Origin of the sequence: Halocatena salina (assembly GCF_023115355.1) — an archaeon.
GTDB classification, from domain to species: Archaea; Halobacteriota; Halobacteria; order Halobacteriales; family Haloarculaceae; genus Halocatena; species Halocatena salina.
The window spans coordinates 240,672-263,331 of the sequence record NZ_CP096019.1; the positions used below are offsets into that span (position 1 = coordinate 240,672).

Sequence of the window (22,660 nt, forward strand, 5' to 3'; positions counted from 1 at the left end):
GACGGTTTTACGCACGAATCGAATACCGTGGGTAATGAGCACCCCCGATCCCGACGTGTACGAGCAGGGCCGTGGGATGGACGCGCACAATCAGGTGATGCGTGGAATTCGCGCGCGCAACCAGCAAACGTACGATCCCCACGAACCAACGCGCGTCTGGCTGGATGAAGACAACACGCCCTCCGGCGTTCACCAGTCGCTGACGATTATCCTCAACACCGGCGGCTGTCGGTGGGCGCGCGCTGGCGGCTGTACGATGTGTGGGTACGTCGCCGAATCGGTCGATGGTGGAACCGTCTCCCACGACGCGCTAATCGACCAGATCGAAGCGTGTCTCGAACACGAACGCGAGCACGCCGACGCGCCCGCCGACCTCATCAAGATCTACACGTCCGGCTCCTTTCTCGACGAACGGGAAGTGCCAGCCCAAACGCGCCGAGCCATCGCCTCGACGTTCGCCGACCGCGAACGCATCGTCGTCGAAAGCCTTCCCGATTTCGTCGATCACGAGAAGCTCGAAGATTTCACCGCTACGGGCCTCGACGTGGACGTTGCGATCGGTCTCGAAACGGCGACCGACCGCGTTCGACACGACTGCATCAACAAGTATTTCGATTTCGAGGATTTCAGACGAGCGAGCGAGATTGCGAGCGCTGTCGGAGCAGGGATCAAAGCGTATCTCCTGATGAAACCGCCGTTTCTCACCGAATCCGAAGCCGTCACCGACATGAAACGGTCGATCCGTCGGTGTGCCGAACACGCTCACACCGTCTCGATGAATCCGACAAACGTCCAGCGACACACGATGGTCGAGGAACTGTACCACGAAGGCGGCTACCGGCCACCGTGGCTCTGGTCGGTCACCGACGTGCTCCGAGAGACGGCCGATGTCGATGCCATCGTCGTCTCCGATCCCGTCGGTCACGGCAGCGATCGGGGACCACACAACTGTGGGGAGTGTGACGACCGAGTCCAAACCGCCATCAAGGATTTCGACCTCCGACAGGACCCCTCCGTGTTCGAACAAGTGTCATGTGATTGTAAATTGACGTGGAACGCGGTGATGGAACGGGAAACGGCCTACGGAAATCCATTACTTCATTGATACTCGTGCGGGAGAACGTTCGGGTTTAAGGTTTCTCGCAAGAATTCTTTCGTAAGATGGTCACCCCCGTCGGCTCCGACGATGTTTTTATTCGGTTGCTGCATCGGCGGATAGAGTTCCTACGGTGTCTCGAATCATCTCCCAGACAGAAACCGGAGATGGTAGATCGTCTCGAATGGTCGCGGTCAACCGTCGACCGTGCCGTTCGGGAACTCCAACAGGCCGGATTGCTAAAGCGTAGCAAAGAGGGGTATACGACTACACTCGCCGGTCGACTCGCCGCTGCCACGTACACCGAATTCACCGAGATGGTCTCTGATGTGCACACGGCCACGCCGCTGCTCGAAACGCTCGATCGGGAGTACCCTGTACCCATGGCGTCCCTATGGGGCATAGAACCCGTTCCAATCGACGACCATACACCGTATGAGATTCCAACAGAGCTTCGGGAAGCGATCGAAGATGCCCACTCGCTCACAGCGCTTATGCCGGTCATCTCTGACCCGATCATACTGGAATTTTGCCAATCGCAAGCGGTGGAAGGTTCCTTAGATCTCACCCTGATCGTCGGACCGAATCTATACGATGCGCTTCACGAACGCTCCCCGGACACGCTTTCAGTGTTATCTCACCACGGACAGCGGTTCTTACGCGCAGCCCACTCACCACCACATCCCATGTTCCTTCTTGAAGGGTCTTCGGGACGGGAGGGGTTCGTCATCGTCTACGAGGAAGGGGCACATTCCGCGATGTTTCGGAACCGCCGCCAAGGTGCGTTCGAGGCTGCACAGGAGTACGTCGACTCGATCATCGAGCAAGCGACGGAGATCACTGACACAGGGGAGACGATGAAAAGACAGACTCCCATGATGGGCCCTCAGCAACGATCCCAGCCCGGCAGGACCGATAGCCACCCTCTAAGCGTGCTCGAGCGGGAAGGGTTCATCGAGCTGACCGACGCGTACATCGAATCTCACGAGCCGGGAGAGCCGACGACGAGCTGGCGAACCGGGATCGACTTCGCCGAGATCGCTGTTGGACACGCCATCGAACGCACGTACGACGGCGATCGTTCTCCGAGCACGGAGACGGACTCGCAAGCGTCATCTACTGGCGTCGAAGAGCCTACCAGCGGGCGGGCATCACTCGTTGGGACACTTCTCGATGGACTCAGTTCCGGGAACGACCACGCGCTAGTTGGACTTCCAGGCTCGGGAAAAAGCACGGTTTGTAAGATGGTCGCCTATCGGTGGCACGAGACCGACCGCGGAGACGTACTTTACCGAGAGGGAGGAGCTGGTCGGACGTTCACCAGCACGGCGGCACTTCGTGCTCGGCTACGTGAATGTGAGGGCCACGCCCTGATCGTCATCGAAGACGTCCTTTCACCCGAGGCCAAGGCCGTGTTTCGGGTGATGGCTGACTACCGTGACGATCCGGCGGTGACGTTCCTCGTCGAATCGCGTGAACACGCGTGGGCTGATCCGTCGGCGTCCTCTTCAGGGTTGGCACCCCGGCTCGACAGCTACCGAACCGAATCGATCGACTGCGTGCGAATGCCAGCGCTAGATATCATCGAATGCGAACGTCTCATTCGCCACTTCGAAGCGATGCAGGGCCGACAACTCGCCATTGAAGTCTCCGATCTTCTCGACTCCCCCGAACAGAGCAGCGATCCCGCCACGTTGCTCGTCGTACTCCATCGGCTCGTGTTGTCGGTCGATCCACTCGCCTCGGTTCGAGACACGACTCCGACAACGCTCACAGAGGACGTTCGACGAACGTTCGACGATCTGCGAGCGGTCGGTGATCGGGCGCTCGACGTCGGCGTGCTCGTTTCGTTGCTCAACGCTGCCGACATCGGCGTACATCCCGAACTCGTCTACGCACTCACCTCGGAAACGACCGAAGCGATCGAAGAAGCCCTAGCGCTGCTAGAAGGACGCGTCATCTTCGACCGATCCGACAGCGACGACGAGAACGAAAACAACGGAATGCCGTCCTACCGATCGGTTCACAAATCGTGGTCCGTACTGTTTCTCAGACAGCTCCACGAACGGGTGACCAGTGTCGACGAGATGCGGGCTGCACAGCGTCGATTCGGTCGGGTTGTCACAGCTCTGTTGTCGTTAGCCGACGACCAGACCAAGCGGGCCTGTATCGACTGGCAGAGTACTGGCACCTCAACCGTGATCAAAGAGATCTCCGCCGATCCACAGGCGTGGGCCGACGAGACCACAGAACGTCTCTTCACCCTTGGTCTCACCCATTCTTCGCTCGTTCCGTTGTTCGAAACGAGCGCGAATTCGTGGATCGAACTTCCCGAGGCGTGTTCGGACGAGATGGAAATTCGCTGCACGGAGTGGTGTGGACGGATGGCTTTACAGGCGGGAGCGCCGGATCAGGCAGCGACGGAGTTCGAACACCTTGCTGCGCTGGCAGACGATCCCCCCGCGTCGGTCGATGCCGACTGTTTGGAGGCTAGATGCCTGAAATACCAGGGGACGGTCGCGTTTCGACGGAGCGAGTACGATCGTGCGGAGTCGTTCTACAACCGCAGCCGCCGGGCCTATCGTGCGGCGGGTGATGAGCAAGGTGAAGCCGACGTAGTCAACAATCTCGGGATCGTCGCGTGGTCGCGTGGTGAACTTGCTGCCGCAAAGGAACGACTCCAATGGAGTCTCGACCGGTACCAGAAACTGGGTGATCACGTCGCCGCGGCTGATGCCAGATTCAACCGGGCGATGGTACTCAACGTGGAAGGTGATACCGAAACCGCAACGGAGCAGTATCAGGTCTGTCTCGATCGGTACCGATCGGCGGGCAACAGCCGGTCGGAGGCGAATGCACTCAACAATCTCGGCGTTCTCAAGCGCGAGTGTGGCGAGCTGGACACCGCAGAGCGTCATCTCACCAGGGCATTCGACACGTATCGCGACGTCGGAGACGAACTCGGACAAGCAGGCAGTCTCCACGGCTTGGGGTATGTCGCCCAGATTCGCGGTAACTTCGAGCGCGCAGTCGAGTATTACGAGCGCAGTCTCGATCGCTATCGTGATGCCAGTGACACACACGGGGTGGCGCGCTGTCTCCACGATCACGCCACCTTGGATCGCCGTCGAGGCAGGCTCGACGCTGCCAAACAGCGGTACGAACGCAGCTATGATCTCCGCGTTGACATCGGAGATCAACGCGGGATCGCAGAGTGTCTCATCAGCCTCGGTCGGATCGCTCTGCGTACGGGCGCGATCGAGACCGCGCTGGATCGCGTGAAGTGCGGTCTCGATCGCTACCGGCAACACGGCGACGTGCGCGGTGAAGCCACTGCTCTAGAGCTTCTGGGAGCGCTTTACCGCAATACCGGGCGAACCGAGCGCGCAAAGGACAGTCTCGATCGGAGCCTCGAACGAACCCGAGAGAGCAACCACCGGCTCGGTGAAGCACGAACGCTACGCGAACTCGGTCGGCTTGCAGAGGTGCACGACGACCTCGAACGGGCCAAAGAACACCACGAGTCGGCTCTGTCGACGTTCAGTGACATCGGCGCGCGACCCGACGTCGTCGAGACGTGCCACGAACTCGTGGCTATTTGTGAAGCGCTCGACGAGCCAGAGACAGCGGCGACCCACCGCAACACGGCTATCGAATTCGAATGTGTCATCGGAACCGACCACGACACGCTGAATCGACGGACCGATGGTCGGACGACGTCACAACCACCCCCTTCAACCGACGGAACGACTAACAGCTAGGCCGCTTCGCTATGTGTTCGAGACAGTAAACCCTTCGAGGATGGGGTGGCCGTCCGTCCCGTTCTCGGCGATCGCCGGAAGCGTGGCACGTTCGGGGTGAGGCATCAACACCGCCGTCGTGTCGCGTTCCCCGAGCACGCCAGCGACGTTGTCCGTCGATCCGTTCGGATTCGCCGCCTCGGTGACCGCTCCGGTAGCATCACAGTACCGGAAAAGAACCCGATCGTCGGCGTTTAGCTCCGATAGTCTCTCTTCTGCGATCTCGAACCGTCCTTCACCATGGGCGATCGGCAGCGAAATGACCGCTCCCTCCTCGTAGGCGTGCGTCCACGGCGTGTTCGCGTTCTCGACCCTGAGATGGACGTGCTCACATTGAAACCGCGCGCTCCGGTTCGTGGTGAACGCGCCGGGCGTGAGACGTGCCTCACAGCCGATTTGTGCGCCGTTACACACTCCCAACACGGGCGTTCCGTCCTCGATACACTGACGAACATCCTCCATCACCGGCGACCGGGCGGCCATCGCACCGGCACGGAGGTAATCACCGTAGGAAAATCCACCCGGAAGGACGATTCCGTCGGTTTCGGTGGGAAGACCGTCCTCGTGCCAGACGCGCTGAGCTTCCAATCCCACGTGGTCGAGCGCACGGACGACATCCCGGTCGCAGTTGCTCCCACCGAACTGCACCACTGCGATCATCGGTCCGTAACCACGACCTCATAGTCATGAATGGTTGGATTCGCAAGGAGACGCTCGGCCATCTCCTCGGCACGCTCGGCGGCTGCTTCGCTCGATTCGGCGTCGAAATCGATCTCGAATCGATCGGCAGAACGCAGCGCGTTTACATCAAATCCCAGCCGCGAAAGCGCTTGCTGTGTCGTCTCTGCCTCCGGATTGAGAACACCCCGCTTCGGACGGACGGTCACTGTCGCCGTGTACGCGGTCATTAATCCCGTCTCGGGGTTGAGAAGCCAAATGGGTTGTTATCTCGATCATACAGCCTCACCACGACTGTACACATATTACGGTCACTACATGAATCGCTACGTCATAACGAAACGAATGATCATAACATAGTTGTCGTATCAGAAATACATAAATAAGTAATAGTAGAGTACAATAATGAACCTACACTCTAGCCGATTAGTTTTATATTATCTATAAATCAAAACGATTCTCTATAGTCAGACAATTAACCAAATGATATAATTGTCCAGATTATAAAGAGATCAGTATCGGTCTGATAAGCATGGATAGCATCAATGAAATCGTCATTCATGGCGATGCTCATAAACTGGGTATCAATCCCGTGGGGTGTGTCATTCGGAATCTCGATATTCAATCGGAAACGAACGAATTGGATGATGAGATTCGAGCAGTAGAAAAACAACTTACAAACGACGCTGAGTCGGTTCTCCAATCCCAAGACGTGGTTGGATCCCGGGAACTTTTCAGCCGGCTCGGATATCCTGAACAAGAGCCTGCTGGGGAGCAGCTCGTAACGCTCATCGAAACGAGCGGACTCAATCGTCACAATCACGTTGTAGATGCGTACAACATCGTCGGGGGACGCTCCGGCGCTGTTATGGGGATGCACGATACAGCGCAACTCGGTGAGAAGATCACGGTTAGACGTGCTGATGGAGGTGAAACGATGCTGCCGATCTTCCACGATGAGCCGGAGACGGCATCGAACGGCGATCTAATCTGGGAGTCCGAAGAAGACGTATTAGCTCTTCTCGGTCCGATCAGTCGTGACGCAGATGCATTCAAAGTTACCGAATCCACAGAAGAAGTCCTTCTAATGATTCCCGGGAATGACAAGACGTCCGAAGAACACAACCGACGACTGTGTATTCAAACGTTTGACCTCATCGAGCAGGTCAATCCCGATGCAGAGTTGGAATTCATCGACGTGAAAAAACCCGCGCTTCACTAGATCGGTTCCGCTTTTTCCCACAAGTATTCGAATATATTTATCGACTCTTTCAGGTGGTCAGTGTCCATCACCATCGTCCCTTGAGCTGATTCTGCGGGCCCGATCGTGTATCCGACCCATCTATCGGAGCAGTAATCATGTTCTAAGAGAAAATCGTATATCACGGGGTGTTCAGATCGTAACTCCTCCATATCTAACCGGTAAAGACCACACCCGGTGATCGTCGGCGTATTGGTCACACGGAATTTACAATTATTCCTTACAGTCGCTTCACTGTGCATATTGTCTATCAACAGGTCCCTGAACGAATCGACAACAGATACCCAATCATCGCTATTGGCGGGAAGAAGATACCGGTACGTGTGCCCTTGACTCAAATTTTTCACAACAGTCGTAAAGAATTTCCCGGGCGTTTCGGTCTGGGGATCAAGCAGATTATAATGGAATGATTTGAGTAACAACCGTATCTCGACGCTGTTTTCTTCCAACGCCAACACTTGCGGATTACTCATCGTCCCCGAGAACAGCTGCTGTGTCGAAGAATCCGACAGATAATTTTCAATCTCTTCGTCCAACTTTTGTGAAATCCTGTGTCCCACGTTCGAGACCATAGAGATCCGTTGTGCCTGTCGAAGCTGTGAATCTTGTAACGACTCCCCCATGTACCGAACCACAGGCCCGGCATTTATCTCACTGCTGTCAGCGTTTTCACCAAAAACGAGATAGTCGAGACTGACGTCGAACACCTCGGACATCGAGACGAGAGAATCGAAGCTCGGTCGTGCTTGGCCCTGCCGGTATGCCGATAATGTTGCTCCAGAAATCCCCATTTTATCTGCAATTTCGGCATTTGTTTCATTTGAGAGAGCAAGTAACTCGGAGATTTTACTTTCGAGTTTGATCTCACTCGTATCCTTCATAGTCGTACCTAATACCGGATCGCTATAATCAGTAGTGGATTGTATATCTCAAATATAGCCTAATGAAAACCATGTGAAGTGAATAATAACTAGGTTATAAGCTGCCATGGTCTGTGCACATATATGAGAAAACATCGTGTATCACTAAATCACAACAACCATACACGCATAAGAAAATGAAGTATCGTATGAAAGTAATGAATACGGATAGCTGCTGGTGTAAAAATGAAACAAGCAAACGAACGGGCAAGGCCGATACAGAAAGCATCATCGGAGATCGATTGGGAGTACACGTGTACGAACTGCAGTCGAGGATTCAACGCCTCGATGGCGCACCAGATCGTCATTTTGAATGAAAGTGAGGCTGAAGTGATGTGTTCGTGGTGCAAGCATACTGATACGTATTGGGCACCAAACGAAGAAGAAGTCGAACGGCCGCCAGCGATCGTCAATTACACAGTGGGAAAAGACAGTGAGGGGCGACCGATCGCGCGGTTGTTTTTCGAGAGTGGTGCATGGCTGCAGTACCGAAAGGCTGCGGATGAGTGGGTGTACGAAGAGATGTTTACTGCCGAGGGCGACGAGGTTGCCTCATTCAAAGTCGAATTCGACCAAGACGACTGCGACACTCCGAGGGAATATCTCCAGCGAGAGGTGGAACGATACGACAAATACACCGTTCGGGGATTGGGGATTCAGCGGCCCCACATTGCTACCGTTCTCATCGAGGGTTACTAAGTCGGTGGTGCCGTCAAGAATTATTAGAAAGACAATGTGAAGTTGCTCGAGCGAGCGAAATCGATGGCTGGCGAGTCTCACTCATAAATATCGTAGTGATCCAATATCCCCCGTGTAATCGTTTTTTGCCACTGAACTCGCGTGTTTTCGTTTACGCCTTCATAGGTTTCGATGATAAACGAGGAGATTCCGGCATCGTAATCGGCCTTCTCGGACAGCAGTCCCGTCGGTGGGTGGTTCGGTCCGCTGATCCGTCCGTGACTGAACCGTAAACGCTTCTTGCCGATCGTCTTGTTGGCCCGTCTGATTCCCATTTGGGTGGCGTTGTGGGTGTCCGGCCGTCCCCGATGAAACACCCCCTGACCGACACCTGCGGGCGTTCCGCTGTTGATTCCTTTCGACTCGTGTAGGGTGATGAGTAGATCGGGATCCACAGCGGTAACAGCATCCCAGATGGATCGTGCCAACGCCGATCTCGGCTCCGACCCAACGGGAAACTTCCGGTTCAGGTTGCCTGAGGAGTTCTCTCGACTGTTTCGTTCGATGGCTTCGGGATTCGCTTCGGGAAGCACTACTAACCGTCCGTAGTCCGGCGTCCACTCCGTGATGTTTTTGGCAGCGGTGATTCCGGCACGTTCATCGCCATGGATCCCACCTGCGATGAACGCCGTTCGTCCTTCGTTCTTACTGTCAGTTATAGCCACATCCAAAATATCAGTTATATCTGAAGTTCCGGTCGGAACGGGACTGGTCTGGTCTCCCATATCCCGGCGGGAACACGCGTTGGCCAGTTTTCCGCTGCGATTTTCCGCTGCCGACGCCTGGCCAATCCACGCAGCACTGGCGCTAACCGTCGTCATCGCGGCTAAAAACGACCGTCTTCCCCGTGGCTTTGGCATGGCCATTAATTAGAGCAACCCTACAATAAAACTTTTCTAATATGGATATGAATAATTAGCAAACAGTAAGAACTCTACGAGAGATTGATATATAATATTATTCGTAGTATTTGACTATTCTCTTGTCCCGACACTCATCTAGTCGAAGAGTATTACAATTCTTTAACACCATCAACGGCGTCATCGAGCGATGGTGCATCGAACAGATCCTGTTCGATATAGGCGTTAGCGCCTGCCGTGTACAGATCGGACACCGCATCGATCACTGCTCGATCGAGCGGTTGGGGGTCCACGTCACAGAGCGTCCGCCAATCGGCGATATCCTGCTCCCGGGCGTTCTGTTTGGCCTGCTTGACGCTTTCCACCCACTCGGATTGGGTCCGTTTGTGATACTGTCGGAGCAGTTCTTTCGATACTTGTTGGTCGTCGTATGAGAAGCGATTCTCATCGAAGGTGCCGACGACGTCTGCCACGCGGATGTCGCCATCGGAGTAGAGACATTCGATCTTTCCATCCTCGTGGTGTAATCCCACGTCGTCAGCCCGTTGTGTGATGAGTTCGTTGACCGACTGGGCGAGTGATTCGAGATCGTCGATATCGGCTCGACCTGCGATCGTATCCGCTTGCTCACGAGAGAGTAGCCGATCGGACTCCTCGTATTTGCTCGTGAATTCGATGACTGGCTCCGGTAAATCGACGGATTCATCGGGCCATTCGTCCGTATCGAGACCCACATCTTCGGGATCAGCTCGGGAACGGAGACTCGATCCTACAGGGACCTGATTTCGGAAAACGATTTCGAGCGGAATGAGGTAGTTGTCCCCTGCCGCCGAATGGAACGCCTCATAGTCGTATTCTCGTCCTTCGTGGGGGAGTTCGGGAATCCGAGTGAGGTCGATCACCATCTCCTGGGGAGGAAGCGTCACAGCATCGAGGCTCGCCGTATCGCCTTTATCTATGACCCCCTGATAATGGGTGTCGATGCCGTTCTCTTCGAGGAGTTCGAAGTTAGCAGCACCCATCGCACACAGACTAGCTCCCTTTTGTGGGATCGGATCTGGCATCTTCCCCCAGTCGAACACCGAGTAATCGTTGGTAAAGAGAAATCGGCCCCGACCAAGTCGATCCGGTGTTGGCGCCTTCTCGACGTGAATCTCTTTGACGCTCGTCATACTGCATCCTTCCTCGGGTCGCACTAATCGATTTCTATCGACGGAGGATTTTCTCCGTTCTGTTGGTCTTCTCGCGGCGTATAGGCCTTTCCCATCCCACATCGGGATGGATAGACACCGGTTGATATTCAAACCAGTTCGTTCAGTGACTAGATAGCAGTTGATTTATCATAGAAGAAGATCAATTGGGTAATGTAACGCTCGACCAGGGTACGGTTCGAACGGACAGTCGGGGGCAACGATGAGGACACCGAACGTTGGCATCGACATCGGAACGACGACCAGCGTGCTAGCAACAGTAGGTGATGGAACGACGGTTCCCACGGGAGAGTGGGTGTGTATCCCCACCGTCATTTCGTTTGAAGGAGAGCATGCGATCGTCGGGGAATCAGCGCGTGACCGAGCAGTCAGAACTCCGATCCGCACTGTGAGGTCGTTTACCTCCCTTCTCGGGACCGGTGAGCGCGTTTCGATCGTCGTCGATGGACAAACCCGTGAGTACACGCCGGAAGAACTGACAGCATTGGTACTCACGAAACTACAGCGAACGGCCCACGCTACGATCGAAGAACTGTCCTCGTTCGATCGCGTCGTCGTCACGGTGCCAACGACGTTCACCGCTCGTCAGCGTCGAGCACTGTGTCAGGCCTGTGAGATCGCTGGGATCGACGTCGCTCGTCTCATGACTGGACCGACAGCAGCGGCGCTTACCCACGGGATACAGACCGAAACTGAAGGAACGATTCTCGTGTACGATTTGGGTGGTGGAGGGTTCGACGCGGCACTCATCGACATCACAGAGGGGGTGTTTGACGTCCTCGGAACACGCGGGGATCAATGGCTTGGAGGTGCTGCATTCGACGCAACGATCGTGGAATGGCTGGATCTCCATCTCGAACGGAAATACGATATTCATCTCGAAGACGATCCAGTCGCTACGGAACGGCTGTTTATGGCGGCCCGAACGGCGAAACGCGAATTGGGAACTCACACCTCAACGACCATCACTGCTACCATCGAACACGAAGGACGACGCTACGAGATCAGACAGCCGCTCCACCGAAACCAACTGGAGCGACGCACGCGTGATCTCGTATCACGGACGATCAGCGTCTGTGAGGAACTTCTCGATGCGACCGGGCGACGAGAACGACATCTAGATGGCTTGCTGTTCGTCGGCGGAGTGACTGATTTACCGTTCGTCCGGGAGCGCATCACCGATCGATTCGAACGCGTGGAAAACTGGCAAGACGCCTCCGAAGCGATCGCGTTGGGTGGAGCGATGCGGGCGGCGATCGTTGACACCACAGGATCACCGACAAGCACTGCATCCATGGGGTTCTCACCCACCGAGACTGTCGTCCTCGACGCGGCGCCACACTCGCTCCGTCTCAAGCCGAGATCCGGAATCACTGACCGACTCGTCTCCACCAACACCACGCTTCCACAGCGGGCGACAGCGGTGTTCACGACGACGACTGATCGGCAACAGTATCTGGTCGTTCCGGTGTACTACGATCATGTTATAAAGACATCACGTGAGAAGCGAAACCACCAAACTGAGCCGAGTCAGAGTACTGATCGAACGACGACCGATCGAAGCATGGATGACACTGCCACGACTACGAGCGAGCGAGCCGACGACCGGCAGGCGACCCATCGTCTGCTCGATGCGTTCCGTATCGGACCGTTACGCCCCCGTCACGCTGGTGACCCATCTATCGAGGTGACGTTCGAGTTCGATCCCGACGGAATCGTTCACGCACACGCCATAGATCTCGACGCCGAACGGGACGGGACGCTCGAAACCAGAGCCGTCTATCGCCACACGGAAACGAAGATCGGGACGATGAAACAGGAACTACCGACTGTTCGATGACCGGCTTCGAAGCGTCGAACGGATCGCCGAGACAGCAACGGTTCGAGTCGTAGCATGTCTGAGTCGTACTACGAACTCCTCGGTGTGGAACCGGACGCCTCGCGTGAGGAGATCGAGACCGCCTATCGAGAGACGGTCAAACAGATCCATCCCGACAAAAGTGATCGCTCTGACGCCGAAGAGACGTTCATGCAGGTCCAAGAGGCACGCGCAGTATTGACTGATCCTCAACAGCGGGCGAAGTACGATCGTCGTCGAACGACATCCGAGTCGGAGACCGACGCCGATACTAACGATACGTCCGGGGAAACGGGGTCCCACCGTCGAGCACACGACGGATCGTCACCCGACGAGCAAGCTGACCGACAGCAGCGGACGAACGCCGAAGAACGAGAGCGGTACCGGAGACGGAGCAGTTGGACGGACCGATCAGATCCACACCGTTCTCGGCGGACACGACACACATCCCAGAGCCGGACATCTAGTGCCTCTCGATCGCGACGATCTGTGTGGGACGAGCGACGGACAATGATCGTAACGACGGTTTGGAAGTGGGGAGCGATGTTGTCGTGGATCGTACGGACCGTGGTGACGATGGTTCGGTGTCCGCGCCGGCTGGCCATCGACCGAGCACGCCTCAAAGAGGCGACAACGACACCGACAGGCATCCGGATCGGCGCGACGATCGCGTTCGTGCTTGCGGCGACCATCGTTGCTAGCTACGTCGGTCTCGACATTCAGACGTCGCCAGCGATCGGATTAGCGATCGTCGTCGTGGGACTGATCGGAAGCTACACCGGGTACGATCTCCTGTTCCCGACGCCGTATTACGAACCACCGACACAGCAACGGTACGACCCGGACGGCGTACAGCGACTCTGGCCCATCGTAGCGACGAATCTCCTCGGGATCGGTCTCATCACCATTGCACTGGTCGGCGGTGCACCCACCGGCGGCATCCTGTTCACGGGAACAGTGCTGGTGCCCATCGTCGTTTCGTTCGTGCTTTCGGACGTCGTCCGTCCCACGACGTCGTCCGATTACTCGGCCAGTATCGAATATTTGCTCAGTGTCCTTACACGATCGGTGAGTCTATTGCCTCCAGTCGTGATCGGGTTTGTCGTCTTCACCCACTGGGGACTCGACACCCCCACACTACTGGAGCAGTCGGGGGTGATGACCGCAACGCCGTGGTTCGGACGGCTCACGCTCGGCGGAGTGTACGTGGGAATCGTGCTCAACCTCCTCGTCGGTGTGCTGGTCTGTATCTGTCTGCTCTGGAGCGTGTACGCCATGTGTCTTCACCTCACTGCCGCACCGTGGGCCGACCGGTACAGCTACGGTTACCAGATTCGTCCCGGTCCGTGGAACCTGTTGGTTGCCGGACCGTTCGTCGTCATCGGATGGATGATCATCGCAGGCGTGTCCACGATCGAGATTCCAGCAGGAATCTCGACGATCACGATCACCCAACAAGGACTGCTAATGGCCGTGTTTCTCCTCCCGTCAGTGTTGACCGGGCTGTACATCCTCCGGCGACGACTCGAACCGATGTTTCACGTGTGAACGGGATCAATAGCAGTCTAACACCGAGCGAAACCGCCGTCCTGCTTCGGTTTCGGTCTCGATAGCGCGTTCGATCCGTGGAGAGAGCCACTCCCCTTCGACGTATCGATCGTAGACCGGCAGGCGTTCGGTGAGCGGAACACCGGCTGTGTCAGCGATATCTCGGAGTTCATCTAGCCCGGGCCACGCGTAATCGGGATTGATGTAGTCGTCGGTGATGGGCGAGACCCCGCCGAGATCGTCGATCCCACAATCCACCAGTTCACGAACGGGCGACAGGTTGGGTGGCACTTGGACGCTCACCGACTCCGGCAGGGCAACCCGAGCCATTGCAACGGCGCGGCGCATCGTCGTTACGGAAACAGGATCCTCTTGCCACCGTTCGTTGGGAACGACGTTCTGGACCAGTACCTCCTGGATGTGGCCGTATCGTTCGTGTAGCTCGGCGATCGCCAGCAAACTCTCCGCACGATCACGCCACGTTTCTCCGATTCCGACGAGAATGCCGGTGGTAAAGGGAACGTCGAGTTCGCCGGCAACACGGATCGTATTCAATCGCTGCTCGGCCGATTTTGCTCGAGGACCGCCGTGAGCTCGAACGTCGGCCGTCGTCTCCAGCATCACCCCCATGCTTGCGTTCACGTCGGCTACCTGCTCCATCTGCGCGCGTGTCTGGTCTCCGGGATTCGAGTGGGGAAGAAGACCCTCATCGAGCGCGATTTCACACGCTTCTCGGAGATACGAATGGATCGACTCATGGCCCCAGTCGGCGAGTTGCTCGTGGATTTGGGTGTATCGATCGTCCGGGTCGTCGCCGAAAGTGAACAAGGCTTCCGTACAGCCTGCGTCAGCGCCAATCCGCACGGTGTCCCGTATCTCCTCGGGACTCATGAGCGACGCCTGTCCTGGCGGATCGTAGTACGTACAGTATGTACACGTGTACCGACACGCTGTCGTAAGCGGTACGAACACGTTGCGGGCAAAACTCAACTCCGATGGCGCTTCGACGTCGTCGGGGGTAACGTCTACCAACCGGTCGATCTCTGATGATGCTATCGACAGCGACTCCGAGACGGATATCGAATCCTCCTTGCCGTTCGTATCGGCGTCGATTCTGCTAGCATCGTCGTCCGTCCTCGGTGGTGTCACGCGCAGTGATTCATTCCGGTGATAAAAAAGGCTGTCACTCCCGAAGGGGGAGCCAGCCCCAGTCCCGCCTCCTCACTGTACGGGACCGTCCCGCTTTGGCAATCCGTTTGCGGTGAACAGTCACACACATGCGACCCCCGCGCATTGTGCTATGGTATAACACGGTATAATCTTTGTCCTACAGGTAATCGAACTCAGTTGAACCGTACGCATATTGAGTCACAACCCATGTGAAGAATGATCAGTCTGAAAATTTTATACGCGTTCGATGCCGACCCGTCCAGTCTCGGCATCGGTACACAGCGTGAACCGGTCGCTGAGCCAGTCGGCAGCGGTACCGGTGCCGTGGATGAGCAACTCGGCGAGATCCGCCGGTTCGTCGATGTCCGTTCCAAGCCGGTAGGAATCGATTGTCCGGACGTTGGCACCGATCGCCTCACAGTGAGCTAGGTGATCCCGGTACGATGCCCCGTGGTAGTCCACCCGGAAATCGGGATGGCGCGTGACGACAGCGTTCGTTCCACCACCACGGCCCGGGGCGAACACTACGTCACCGGTGGTTTCGAGCAGTCGGGTGATCGCCTCCGAAGTCGTGAGCGCGAGATCAGCCATCACGACCGCTGTTGCCGGCCGTAGGCCGGCTGTCGTCGGACTGCGTCGGGCTGTGTCGTCGGACTGCGTCGTTGGGTTGGGCCCGACTGCCTGAGAGACGGAGTCTCTCGCTGCTTGCCGGACTTCGTTCGACTCTGCCCCTAGTTCGAGATGCGCGTTCACAGCTGCGGTCAACGGGCGGTCGTCGACGATACAGTTCGTCTCCGAAAGTGGAGCTGTCGAGAGCACTGTCGGATCGTACCCTGCCGCTCGTACGGCGCTGAGTACGTCTTCGAGCATGCACCGAGACAGCTCCCGACGTTCGTTGGCGTCGAGGACGGGCTCAAGCCGTGTTTTCGGTTCAGCGACGCGGTAGGGAACGAGCACGCGTGTCATATCTGAGACGATGATTGATCGATGGTCGTCGCACATCCGACTTCCACACCGGACGAACAAAAAGCTGTCAGCTGGTCAGTGAAACGGAGCATGGAGTCCGAGAACGGACGCGTTGAATTCACACTACTGTGAGCACGCTGTCGGAGATCACACCGACGAACTGCTCCCAAACCGATACCCCGGTGAGCATCGCCAGCACGGTGTCTACGCCGAAAAAGGCGAACAGAAATGCCCCGACGAACTGGATCGTTCGAACGTCGAAACGGTCGGCGAACCGGTGAAAAAGGTAGGCGTTCGCTAGGCTCACGGGAACGATCGCGATCATTTCACCCAGCCAGATTGCAGATGTTGCCCCGTATTGGACCGCCAACCCGATCGTGATCAGCTGTGTCTTATCGCCGAACTCCCCGGCAGCCATCAGCGCGAAGATGGAACAAAACTGTCCGATTCGACCGTCGATCGTGTGCCCGAAGATGTTGAACGAGGGGTGTGAGATCCCGGCCCATGATCCCATGATCCCGTCCCCGTGCACCGAGTCGGCGAACGGCTCCGAACCGTCCTGAGCCGAGCGAAACAGCACCACGGCAAACAACAGGAACAGCCCAGCCGTGAAGCCATCGAGAACGATCCCCGGAAACAGCCCTTGAACCATCTGTCCGAACAGGATTTCGACGATGGTCCACGTCCCGAAAGCGGTGGCGGCCGCACCAACGACGACCAGCGGTTTGTACCGGGTGGAGAGTCCAGCAATAATGAACTGGCCCTTCTCACCAGGTAGAACAGTGAGTTGTGCGATGGCCGCGACGACGACGATGCTCAGAAATCCGGTCATGTTACCTCTCGCCTCGGTTTTGGCCGATCATCACGGGGTCGAGTGGGTCATCAACGACCGAATCCTGACTCATCTCATTATAATATTAGATCCTTCTAAGTTATTGCTTACGACTATCACGATACGGCGGTCAGGACCGGAGAACCCGACTGTTTTTCATCGGCTTCGACCAACCCGGCGTATGACCGACGATCTCGCGTGGGAGACGCTCGACTCCCAAACGGCGTATGAGTGTCCGGGATTTACGATCAGAAACGAGTCCGTGGTGCTGCCCGACAGCACGGAAACGGAGTTCGACTATCTGAGCGAACCGGCAGCCGTCGTCGTGCTCCCGTTCACGACTGACGGGAAGGTGGTCGTAATTGAGGAGTGGCGACAGGCCGTACAACGCGTCAACCGCGGGCTTCCGGTCGGTAGCGTCGAGCCGACTGACGAGGATCTCGACGCCGCCGCTCGGCGAGAGCTCCGTGAGGAGACAGGGTACACGGCCGATCGGGTCGAACAGCTGTGTACCGTCGAACCGGCCAACGGGATCGCCGATTCAGTCCTTCACTTCTTCGTGGCGCATGGCTGTTCCCAAACTGATAGCCAACAGCTTGATTTCAACGAGTCGATCCGGGCCGAAACGACGACGCTCGATGCGCTGAAAGAGGCCATCCGAACGGATGAGATCCGGGACGGCCGAGCTGTGCTCGGTGTCCTCTACCACGAAGCCTTCGGAAGCGACGAGGCTTAGAGTGCGCTCGGGCAACGTGAGGCAACGAACATGAGTGGGCGATTCGAGACGCGGGCGTTCGATGCAGGCGGCCGGATCGGAGAGTTGACCGTGCCACGGGCGGGCGTGACCATCGAGACGCCAGCTTTGTTGCCCGTCGTGAACCCACACATCCAAACGATCGATCCCGCAGAGTTGTACACCACCTTCGACGCGGAGCTGCTCATCACGAACAGCTACATCCTCCACCAGAGCGATGATCTTCGTGAACAGGTGCAGTCAGAGGGGGTACACGCCCTGTTGGACTTTCCCGGTGCGATCATGACTGACTCCGGCTCGTTCCAGCTGGCCGAGTACGGCGAAATCGAGGTTACGACCGAAGAGATCCTCCGCTTTCAACACGAAATCGGATCCGATATCGGAACACCAGTCGACATTCCGACACCTCCTGATGTGGACAGGGAGCGGGCGAGTGAGGAGCTTCGAACGACACAGAAACGAATCGAACTCGCAAAACGAGTGAAGGGAGCGTTGTCCGAGGAGATGCTGGTCACGGCCCCCATTCAGGGATCGACACACCTCGATCTCCGGACGGATGCCGCCCGCCACGCCGACGCGAGTGGGCTGGACGTGTTTCCGATCGGGGCGGTCGTGCCGCTGTTGAACGCCTATCGATACGCCGACGTGGCCGAGATCGTCGCAGCCACAAAGCGCGGGCTGGGCGTAGACGCGCCCGTTCACCTGTTCGGTGCCGGTCATCCGATGATGTTCGCACTGGCCGTCGCGCTCGGCTGTGATCTGTTTGACTCGGCGGCGTACGCGATTTACGCGCGCGACGACCGTTATCTCACCGTTCGTGGCACCGAGCACCTCTCGGAGCTGTCGTATTTCCCGTGTTCGTGTCCGGTGTGTACCGACCACACGCCCGAGGAGCTGGAGACGATGGGTGAGGACGTCCGTGAGCGACTGCTCGCGCGCCACAATCTGCACGTCACGTTCGCGGAGCTCCGCCGGGTGAAAGAGGCCGTCCGGAGCGGAAATCTGCTCGAACTCGTGGATATGCGCGCCCGAAGCCACCCGAAGCTGCTAGATGGCTACCGGACGCTGCTCGATCACACTGAGCTGTTAGAACGGTCCGATCCGGTGTCGAAAGACGCCGTTTTTCACGTCTCGTCCGATTGTGCGCGCCGACCGGAGGTCACTCGCCATCACGAACGACTCGAACGGATCTCAGTGGAGGGCGATGTGTTGTTATCGGAAGGCGGTCCCAATGAGGCGTACACCGAGACGTGGCGCGTCGTTCCTCCCTTTGGCCCGTTCCCCCGCGCACTGTCGGACACGTACCCGCTCACCGTTGAAGTGCCAGAGCGGTTGGAGCGAGCGAGCTACGAATCGGCGGCGGCAGGCGTTTGTGCGCTCGCTGGGGCGAACCCTCACACTTCGTTTACGCTGGCACACTACGACTGGCCCGACAGCGCACTGGAGCAACTGCCCAACAGGGTGGCGGTGTGGCAACTCGACTGACCGGACCGTCCACACACAACCACGAACAAGAAAGGTAGTTCCGCATCGGCCTCCGAATGGGAGCAATGACCGAGTATTTCGAGGTACACGAGCGCGACGGAGCGGCTCGGCTGGGGGAGCTTCGGCTTGACGATCCGCTTCAGACCCCTGCGCTCGTCGACGACGTGATCGAGGATGGGGGAAGCCTCTGGTCCGAGAAACGTACATTACCGTCGGGAAATACTTCAACGCTCACCGTTCTTCCACACCGGGGGTTCCCGGCGGGAACCGCCCCTGAGGTGCAAACGGCGTTCGAAGTCGATTACCCCACTGTCGACTTCCCGAGTGCGGTCGTCGTCTCAAGTGAGACTGCACGGAACCACGGCAGCGATGCGTACGTGCTTTCATCGGCACCCGGTGTCGCCGGGAATGCGGCAGCGTTCGCCGAGACGATCGTCGACGTTCGGCAATCGATTCCGGCCGACACTGCGGTGTTGCTGTCGGGAGTCGCAACACCGGCGAACGTCGCCACCCTCGCGTACTCGGGTGTTGATCTCTTCGATAGCCACCGGGCGTACGTCCGTGGACTGGATGGCTTCTACCAGACCACAGACGGCGAGCGCTTCCTCGAAGATCTCGAGGAGCTTCCGTGTTCGTGCCCGGCTTGTCAGCAGGGGCTGGAAGCGTTCGATCGAGAAGACTGTGCCGAGCACAACGTGACAGCCCTCCAAACGGCGCTGGCTCGCGTCCGCGAGCGCATTCGATCGGGACGGCTTCGGACGTACATCGAAGGCCAAGCCCGTCACGAGGCGTGGTTGACGGCGTTGCTGCGACGGCTGGACGATCAGTACGCGTATCTCGAACAGCGGACGCCGATCGTTCGGTCGAGCACGCTGCTCGCGGCGAGCGAGGACAGCATGCGCCGGGTCGAGATCCAACGCTTCGCGGATCGGGTGTGTTCCCGGTACCGAAACCGGTTCGAGCAGCCGCTGGTGCTCGTTCCCTGTTCTGCTCGCAAGCCCTACAGTTCCTCTCAGAGTCATGGGCAGTTCCACGACGCGATCAACTACCGGGCACACAAGGTATCGATGACGTCGCCCATTGGCGTCGTTCCCCAAGAGCTGGAGTACACCTATCCAGCCCAGCAGTACGACAGCGTCGTGACGGGTCGCTGGTCAAAAGAGGAGATCGACTTCGTTGCTCGCGTTCTCACCCGGTATCTCGAGCGCAACGAGTATCCGCGTTACATCGCCCACGTCCCACCCGGTGGATATCGATCGATCTGTGAACAGGTCGAGGACAGAACTGACATCGAGTTCGAGTACACCGTCGACGATCATCCGACGACAGCCGAGTCCTTGGAGACGCTTCGGGACACGCTGGCGGGCGAATCGAAATACCGCAAACGAGAACGCGAACACAACACCGTCCGCGCCATCGCTGACTACCAGTTCGGTTCTGACGCCGGATCGGAGCTGTTCGGGACGATAACGGTCGAAGGACAATTACCGTCGCTACGTATCCATGCAGCCGACGACCACGAGCAGTTAGCGACGATCGTCCCCCAGTACGGCACGCTCGCGCTCACCCTCGCCGGGGTGCGCCGCTGGGGGGCCAGCGACGTTCCGACCGATCGCGTCGAGATCGATCCGTTCGTCCCGCAAGGCAGCGTGCTCGCTCCCGGTATCGAACGAGCGAGCGAATCGATCCGTGTGGGCGATGAAGTACTCATCGAGGGGCCGAAGGCGCTTGCTGTCGGCCGAGCGGCGATGAGTGGACCGGAAATGAACACGAGTACGCGTGGTATCGCGGTCGAAGTCCGACACGTCGAAGAACGTTAGTTTTCAGCGTCGTCTTCAGCGTCAAAATCGAGCGCGACGGAGTTGATGCAGTAGCGCTTGCCGGTCGGCTCGGGACCGTCCTCGAACACGTGACCGAGGTGCCCGCCACACCGGGCGCAGACGACCTCCGTCCGGTCCATCCCGTGGCTGGTGTCGCGGTGGAACTCCACGGCGTCATCGTTGGCGTCGAAGAAGCTCGGCCACCCTGTCTTTGATCCGAACTTCGTCTCCGAATCGAACAGCGCCGCACCACACCCGCCACACCGGTACGTGCCGTCACCACTCTCGTCGATGTACTCCCCGCTGAACTTGGGCTCGGTCCCGCTTTCGCGGAGAATCCGGTACTCCTCCTCGGTGAGAACATCCCGCCACTCCGATTCGGTCTCGGGAAGGGACTCCTGTTCGGACATACGAAACGATAGGTGCGCAGGGTCGTTGTGGGTTTCGGTCGATCGTGTGGTGGTGAACGTCTGCTGGGATGAGGGGATGGATTGTACAAGGGATGTAAGTATTGCCTTCAGTACTAATCAAAACAATTACTGATCGATCCATCGAGCGATGGCCGCAAGGAGCGACCGACGCAGGGCCTACGGCCCGAGGATCGATCGGAACGTTCGGTATGCCTCTCCGTCGACGTCGAGCAAGCGTTTTCGGACGAAATGCCCTTTGGCACAGCGTTTGATCTCGACGCTACCATCCTCCTCTTTGCTGATCCGGGTGTTCACTGCCGCCTCACACCACGGCTTGATGCACGTCTCCCGAGCCACCGGCTCGTCGTTCTGGTCACAACCGATACTTTTCTCTACGTCCGTGTCGTTAGGATCCATTGGTGTTCGACCTCTCGCATTACGCGGGTTCGCAGAACACCGCCGTTCGGGTGTCTTCAGCACCCGGACACTTTTCGCGTGTCAAGCGGCGTTCGTGCTTCTCATCGCAACGTGTGAGTAAAAAGCTATCGAACAGGAAAGAAAACTGTCAATACTACTGATCGATCAGCTCTGGTGGATAGGGAGGACCCTCCGACGGACGACAATTTTAGAACACGTCAAGATATTCTTCTATGATCTCCTGTTCGTCGGCGTCGGCGAAGTGCACCTCCGGGAAGCAGTCGGTTTTCGAATCCAAATCCGAGGCTTCAGCTATGCACATATGTTTTCACCTAACCATATAATATATGCATCGTCGCTGAAGAGTAAATATGAAGCAAAATGGCAGACTCGCCCGCCGTTTACACCGCTATGCTTGGTGTTCGTGTGGTGGGTTGCTCCGCTTCAATCGTACGGTAAATCCAATCATGTTCGACGACGCCTACTACAGTTGGCAAGAGGAACCGGACGACGGCGAGTACGAACTCCAGTTCGATCATTTCGAATCAATCGATAGCTATCACGACCATGCTGGCCTCTTTATTGTTGACAAAAAGGAGCGACCCCTCGGTGATATCACTGTCCCGACTGCCGAAGTCCCCGAGATTGACCCGGATGATGTTGTCAGAACAGCCATCTTTCATGGATCGGTTGAGGATGGAGAACTTACCACATTGAGATACGATCCCGAACTTACGGAACAACGGCGTAAGGAAGCGGAAGAGCTTTCTAAGCGGGTTCAGGGGGAAACTGATGATGGATCGAATCCGAACGCGAGCGAGGATAGAGATCAATAG

20 protein-coding genes are annotated in these 22,660 nt (G+C 57.4%); 10 read left to right on the forward strand and 10 right to left on the reverse strand.

What is annotated here, in order from left to right:
- Positions 1–34: 34 nt before the first annotated feature.
- Both MW046_RS01235 and MW046_RS01240 read left to right on the forward strand, forming a co-directional pair.
- A complete protein-coding gene (locus MW046_RS01235) occupies positions 35–1,105 on the forward strand; it encodes an archaeosine biosynthesis radical SAM protein RaSEA (RefSeq protein WP_247993757.1) in 1,071 nt (356 codons plus the stop codon).
- 56 nt (positions 1,106–1,161) lie between these two features.
- Positions 1,162–4,857 (forward strand): tetratricopeptide repeat protein, encoded by a 3,696-nt coding sequence (locus MW046_RS01240; RefSeq protein ID WP_438268176.1) that lies wholly within the window; start codon positions 1,162–1,164, stop codon positions 4,855–4,857.
- Between the two features lie 9 nt (positions 4,858–4,866).
- On the opposite strand, the gene purQ is transcribed toward MW046_RS01240, so the two are convergent.
- Entirely contained in the window at positions 4,867–5,556 is a 690-nt protein-coding gene (purQ, locus tag MW046_RS01245; protein ID WP_247993759.1) for a phosphoribosylformylglycinamidine synthase I, read from the reverse strand.
- Positions 5,553–5,804 carry a phosphoribosylformylglycinamidine synthase subunit PurS gene (gene purS, locus MW046_RS01250; protein WP_247993760.1) on the reverse strand — a complete coding sequence of 84 codons (252 nt, stop codon included), beginning with the start codon at positions 5,802–5,804 and terminating at the stop codon, positions 5,553–5,555. Before purS ends, purQ begins: the two co-directional genes overlap by 4 nt.
- Before the next feature lie 302 nt (positions 5,805–6,106).
- Here purS and MW046_RS01255 point away from each other — a divergent pair, with 302 nt between their 5' ends.
- Entirely contained in the window at positions 6,107–6,796 is a 690-nt protein-coding gene (locus MW046_RS01255) for a phenylalanine--tRNA ligase beta subunit-related protein (RefSeq protein ID WP_247993761.1), read from the forward strand.
- Here MW046_RS01255 and MW046_RS01260 read toward each other — a convergent pair.
- Positions 6,793–7,716: a helix-turn-helix domain-containing protein gene (locus MW046_RS01260; RefSeq protein ID WP_247993762.1), complete on the reverse strand. Its 924-nt coding sequence runs from the start codon at positions 7,714–7,716 to the stop codon at positions 6,793–6,795. The genes MW046_RS01255 and MW046_RS01260 overlap by 4 nt on opposite strands.
- Positions 7,717–7,941: 225 nt before the next feature.
- Here MW046_RS01260 and MW046_RS01265 point away from each other — a divergent pair, with 225 nt between their 5' ends.
- A complete protein-coding gene (locus MW046_RS01265) occupies positions 7,942–8,454 on the forward strand; it encodes a hypothetical protein (protein ID WP_247993763.1) in 513 nt (170 codons plus the stop codon).
- Positions 8,455–8,531: 77 nt separating this feature from the next.
- Here MW046_RS01265 and MW046_RS01270 read toward each other — a convergent pair whose 3' ends face one another.
- Together MW046_RS01270 and MW046_RS01275 are read right to left on the reverse strand one after the other, a co-directional pair.
- Entirely contained in the window at positions 8,532–9,353 is an 822-nt protein-coding gene (locus MW046_RS01270; RefSeq protein ID WP_247993764.1) for a M14 family metallopeptidase, read from the reverse strand.
- A 152-nt stretch (positions 9,354–9,505) separates the two neighbouring features.
- Positions 9,506–10,525, reverse strand: a complete 1,020-nt coding sequence (locus MW046_RS01275; protein WP_247993765.1) for a phosphoribosylaminoimidazolesuccinocarboxamide synthase — start codon at positions 10,523–10,525, stop codon at positions 9,506–9,508.
- 241 nt (positions 10,526–10,766) lie between these two features.
- Here MW046_RS01275 and MW046_RS01280 point away from each other — a divergent pair, with 241 nt between their 5' ends.
- Positions 10,767–12,404, forward strand: coding sequence for an Hsp70 family protein (locus MW046_RS01280; RefSeq protein ID WP_247993766.1), 1,638 nt, complete (start codon positions 10,767–10,769; stop codon positions 12,402–12,404).
- Positions 12,405–12,458: 54 nt separating this feature from the next.
- Positions 12,459–13,970, forward strand: coding sequence for a J domain-containing protein (locus MW046_RS01285; RefSeq protein ID WP_247993767.1), 1,512 nt, complete (start codon positions 12,459–12,461; stop codon positions 13,968–13,970).
- Between the two features lie 6 nt (positions 13,971–13,976).
- Here MW046_RS01285 and cofG read toward each other — a convergent pair whose 3' ends face one another.
- The 3 genes from cofG to MW046_RS01300 all read right to left on the reverse strand — a co-directional run bounded on the left by cofG (position 13,977) and on the right by MW046_RS01300 (position 16,938).
- On the reverse strand, positions 13,977–15,032 hold the full coding sequence (gene cofG / locus MW046_RS01290) for a 7,8-didemethyl-8-hydroxy-5-deazariboflavin synthase subunit CofG (RefSeq protein ID WP_247994791.1): 1,056 nt from the start codon (positions 15,030–15,032) through the stop codon (positions 13,977–13,979).
- 342 nt (positions 15,033–15,374) lie between these two features.
- The gene (locus tag MW046_RS01295) at positions 15,375–16,106 is read right to left on the reverse strand and encodes a CofC family guanylyltransferase (protein ID WP_247993768.1); all 732 of its coding nucleotides are present in this window, start codon (positions 16,104–16,106) and stop codon (positions 15,375–15,377) included.
- Between the two features lie 118 nt (positions 16,107–16,224).
- Entirely contained in the window at positions 16,225–16,938 is a 714-nt protein-coding gene (locus tag MW046_RS01300) for a TMEM165/GDT1 family protein (protein WP_247993769.1), read from the reverse strand.
- Positions 16,939–17,119: 181 nt separating this feature from the next.
- Here MW046_RS01300 and MW046_RS01305 point away from each other — a divergent pair, with 181 nt between their 5' ends.
- The 3 genes from MW046_RS01305 (at position 17,120) to arcS (ending at position 20,997) form a co-directional block, all read left to right on the forward strand.
- Complete coding sequence (locus MW046_RS01305) at positions 17,120–17,674, forward strand: NUDIX hydrolase (RefSeq protein WP_247993770.1); 555 nt, start codon at positions 17,120–17,122, stop codon at positions 17,672–17,674.
- 30 nt (positions 17,675–17,704) lie between these two features.
- A complete protein-coding gene (tgtA, locus tag MW046_RS01310; protein ID WP_247993771.1) occupies positions 17,705–19,177 on the forward strand; it encodes a tRNA guanosine(15) transglycosylase TgtA in 1,473 nt (490 codons plus the stop codon).
- Positions 19,178–19,242: 65 nt separating this feature from the next.
- Entirely contained in the window at positions 19,243–20,997 is a 1,755-nt protein-coding gene (gene arcS, locus MW046_RS01315) for an archaeosine synthase subunit alpha (RefSeq protein WP_247993772.1), read from the forward strand.
- Here the strand turns inward: arcS and msrB are convergent.
- Both msrB and MW046_RS01325 read right to left on the reverse strand, forming a co-directional pair.
- Complete coding sequence (gene msrB / locus MW046_RS01320; protein WP_247993773.1) at positions 20,994–21,407, reverse strand: peptide-methionine (R)-S-oxide reductase MsrB; 414 nt, start codon at positions 21,405–21,407, stop codon at positions 20,994–20,996. The two genes, arcS and msrB, sit on opposite strands and share 4 nt — an antisense overlap.
- 177 nt (positions 21,408–21,584) lie before the next feature.
- On the reverse strand, positions 21,585–21,824 hold the full coding sequence (locus tag MW046_RS01325) for a hypothetical protein (protein ID WP_247993774.1): 240 nt from the start codon (positions 21,822–21,824) through the stop codon (positions 21,585–21,587).
- Positions 21,825–22,291: 467 nt separating this feature from the next.
- Between MW046_RS01325 and MW046_RS01330 the strand changes: the two genes are divergently transcribed.
- Positions 22,292–22,660 carry a hypothetical protein gene (locus MW046_RS01330; protein ID WP_247993775.1) on the forward strand — a complete coding sequence of 123 codons (369 nt, stop codon included), beginning with the start codon at positions 22,292–22,294 and terminating at the stop codon, positions 22,658–22,660.

Excerpts from the sequence above, each read along its gene's own strand:
- MW046_RS01235 (WP_247993757.1), top strand. The coding sequence starts at position 35 with ATGAGCACCCCCGATCCCGACGTGTACGAGCAGGGCCGTGGGATGGAC.
- MW046_RS01240 (WP_438268176.1), top strand. The coding sequence starts at position 1,162 with ATGGTCACCCCCGTCGGCTCCGACGATGTTTTTATTCGGTTGCTGCAT.
- purQ (WP_247993759.1), bottom strand. The coding sequence starts at position 5,556 with ATGATCGCAGTGGTGCAGTTCGGTGGGAGCAACTGCGACCGGGATGTC.
- purS (WP_247993760.1), bottom strand. The coding sequence starts at position 5,804 with ATGACCGCGTACACGGCGACAGTGACCGTCCGTCCGAAGCGGGGTGTT.
- MW046_RS01255 (WP_247993761.1), top strand. The coding sequence starts at position 6,107 with ATGGATAGCATCAATGAAATCGTCATTCATGGCGATGCTCATAAACTG.
- MW046_RS01260 (WP_247993762.1), bottom strand. The coding sequence starts at position 7,716 with ATGAAGGATACGAGTGAGATCAAACTCGAAAGTAAAATCTCCGAGTTA.
- MW046_RS01265 (WP_247993763.1), top strand. The coding sequence starts at position 7,942 with ATGAAACAAGCAAACGAACGGGCAAGGCCGATACAGAAAGCATCATCG.
- MW046_RS01270 (WP_247993764.1), bottom strand. The coding sequence starts at position 9,353 with ATGCCAAAGCCACGGGGAAGACGGTCGTTTTTAGCCGCGATGACGACG.
- MW046_RS01275 (WP_247993765.1), bottom strand. The coding sequence starts at position 10,525 with ATGACGAGCGTCAAAGAGATTCACGTCGAGAAGGCGCCAACACCGGAT.
- MW046_RS01280 (WP_247993766.1), top strand. The coding sequence starts at position 10,767 with ATGAGGACACCGAACGTTGGCATCGACATCGGAACGACGACCAGCGTG.
- MW046_RS01285 (WP_247993767.1), top strand. The coding sequence starts at position 12,459 with ATGTCTGAGTCGTACTACGAACTCCTCGGTGTGGAACCGGACGCCTCG.
- MW046_RS01295 (WP_247993768.1), bottom strand. The coding sequence starts at position 16,106 with ATGACACGCGTGCTCGTTCCCTACCGCGTCGCTGAACCGAAAACACGG.
- MW046_RS01300 (WP_247993769.1), bottom strand. The coding sequence starts at position 16,938 with ATGACCGGATTTCTGAGCATCGTCGTCGTCGCGGCCATCGCACAACTC.
- MW046_RS01305 (WP_247993770.1), top strand. The coding sequence starts at position 17,120 with ATGACCGACGATCTCGCGTGGGAGACGCTCGACTCCCAAACGGCGTAT.
- tgtA (WP_247993771.1), top strand. The coding sequence starts at position 17,705 with ATGAGTGGGCGATTCGAGACGCGGGCGTTCGATGCAGGCGGCCGGATC.
- arcS (WP_247993772.1), top strand. The coding sequence starts at position 19,243 with ATGACCGAGTATTTCGAGGTACACGAGCGCGACGGAGCGGCTCGGCTG.
- msrB (WP_247993773.1), bottom strand. The coding sequence starts at position 21,407 with ATGTCCGAACAGGAGTCCCTTCCCGAGACCGAATCGGAGTGGCGGGAT.
- MW046_RS01325 (WP_247993774.1), bottom strand. The coding sequence starts at position 21,824 with ATGGATCCTAACGACACGGACGTAGAGAAAAGTATCGGTTGTGACCAG.
- MW046_RS01330 (WP_247993775.1), top strand. The coding sequence starts at position 22,292 with ATGTTCGACGACGCCTACTACAGTTGGCAAGAGGAACCGGACGACGGC.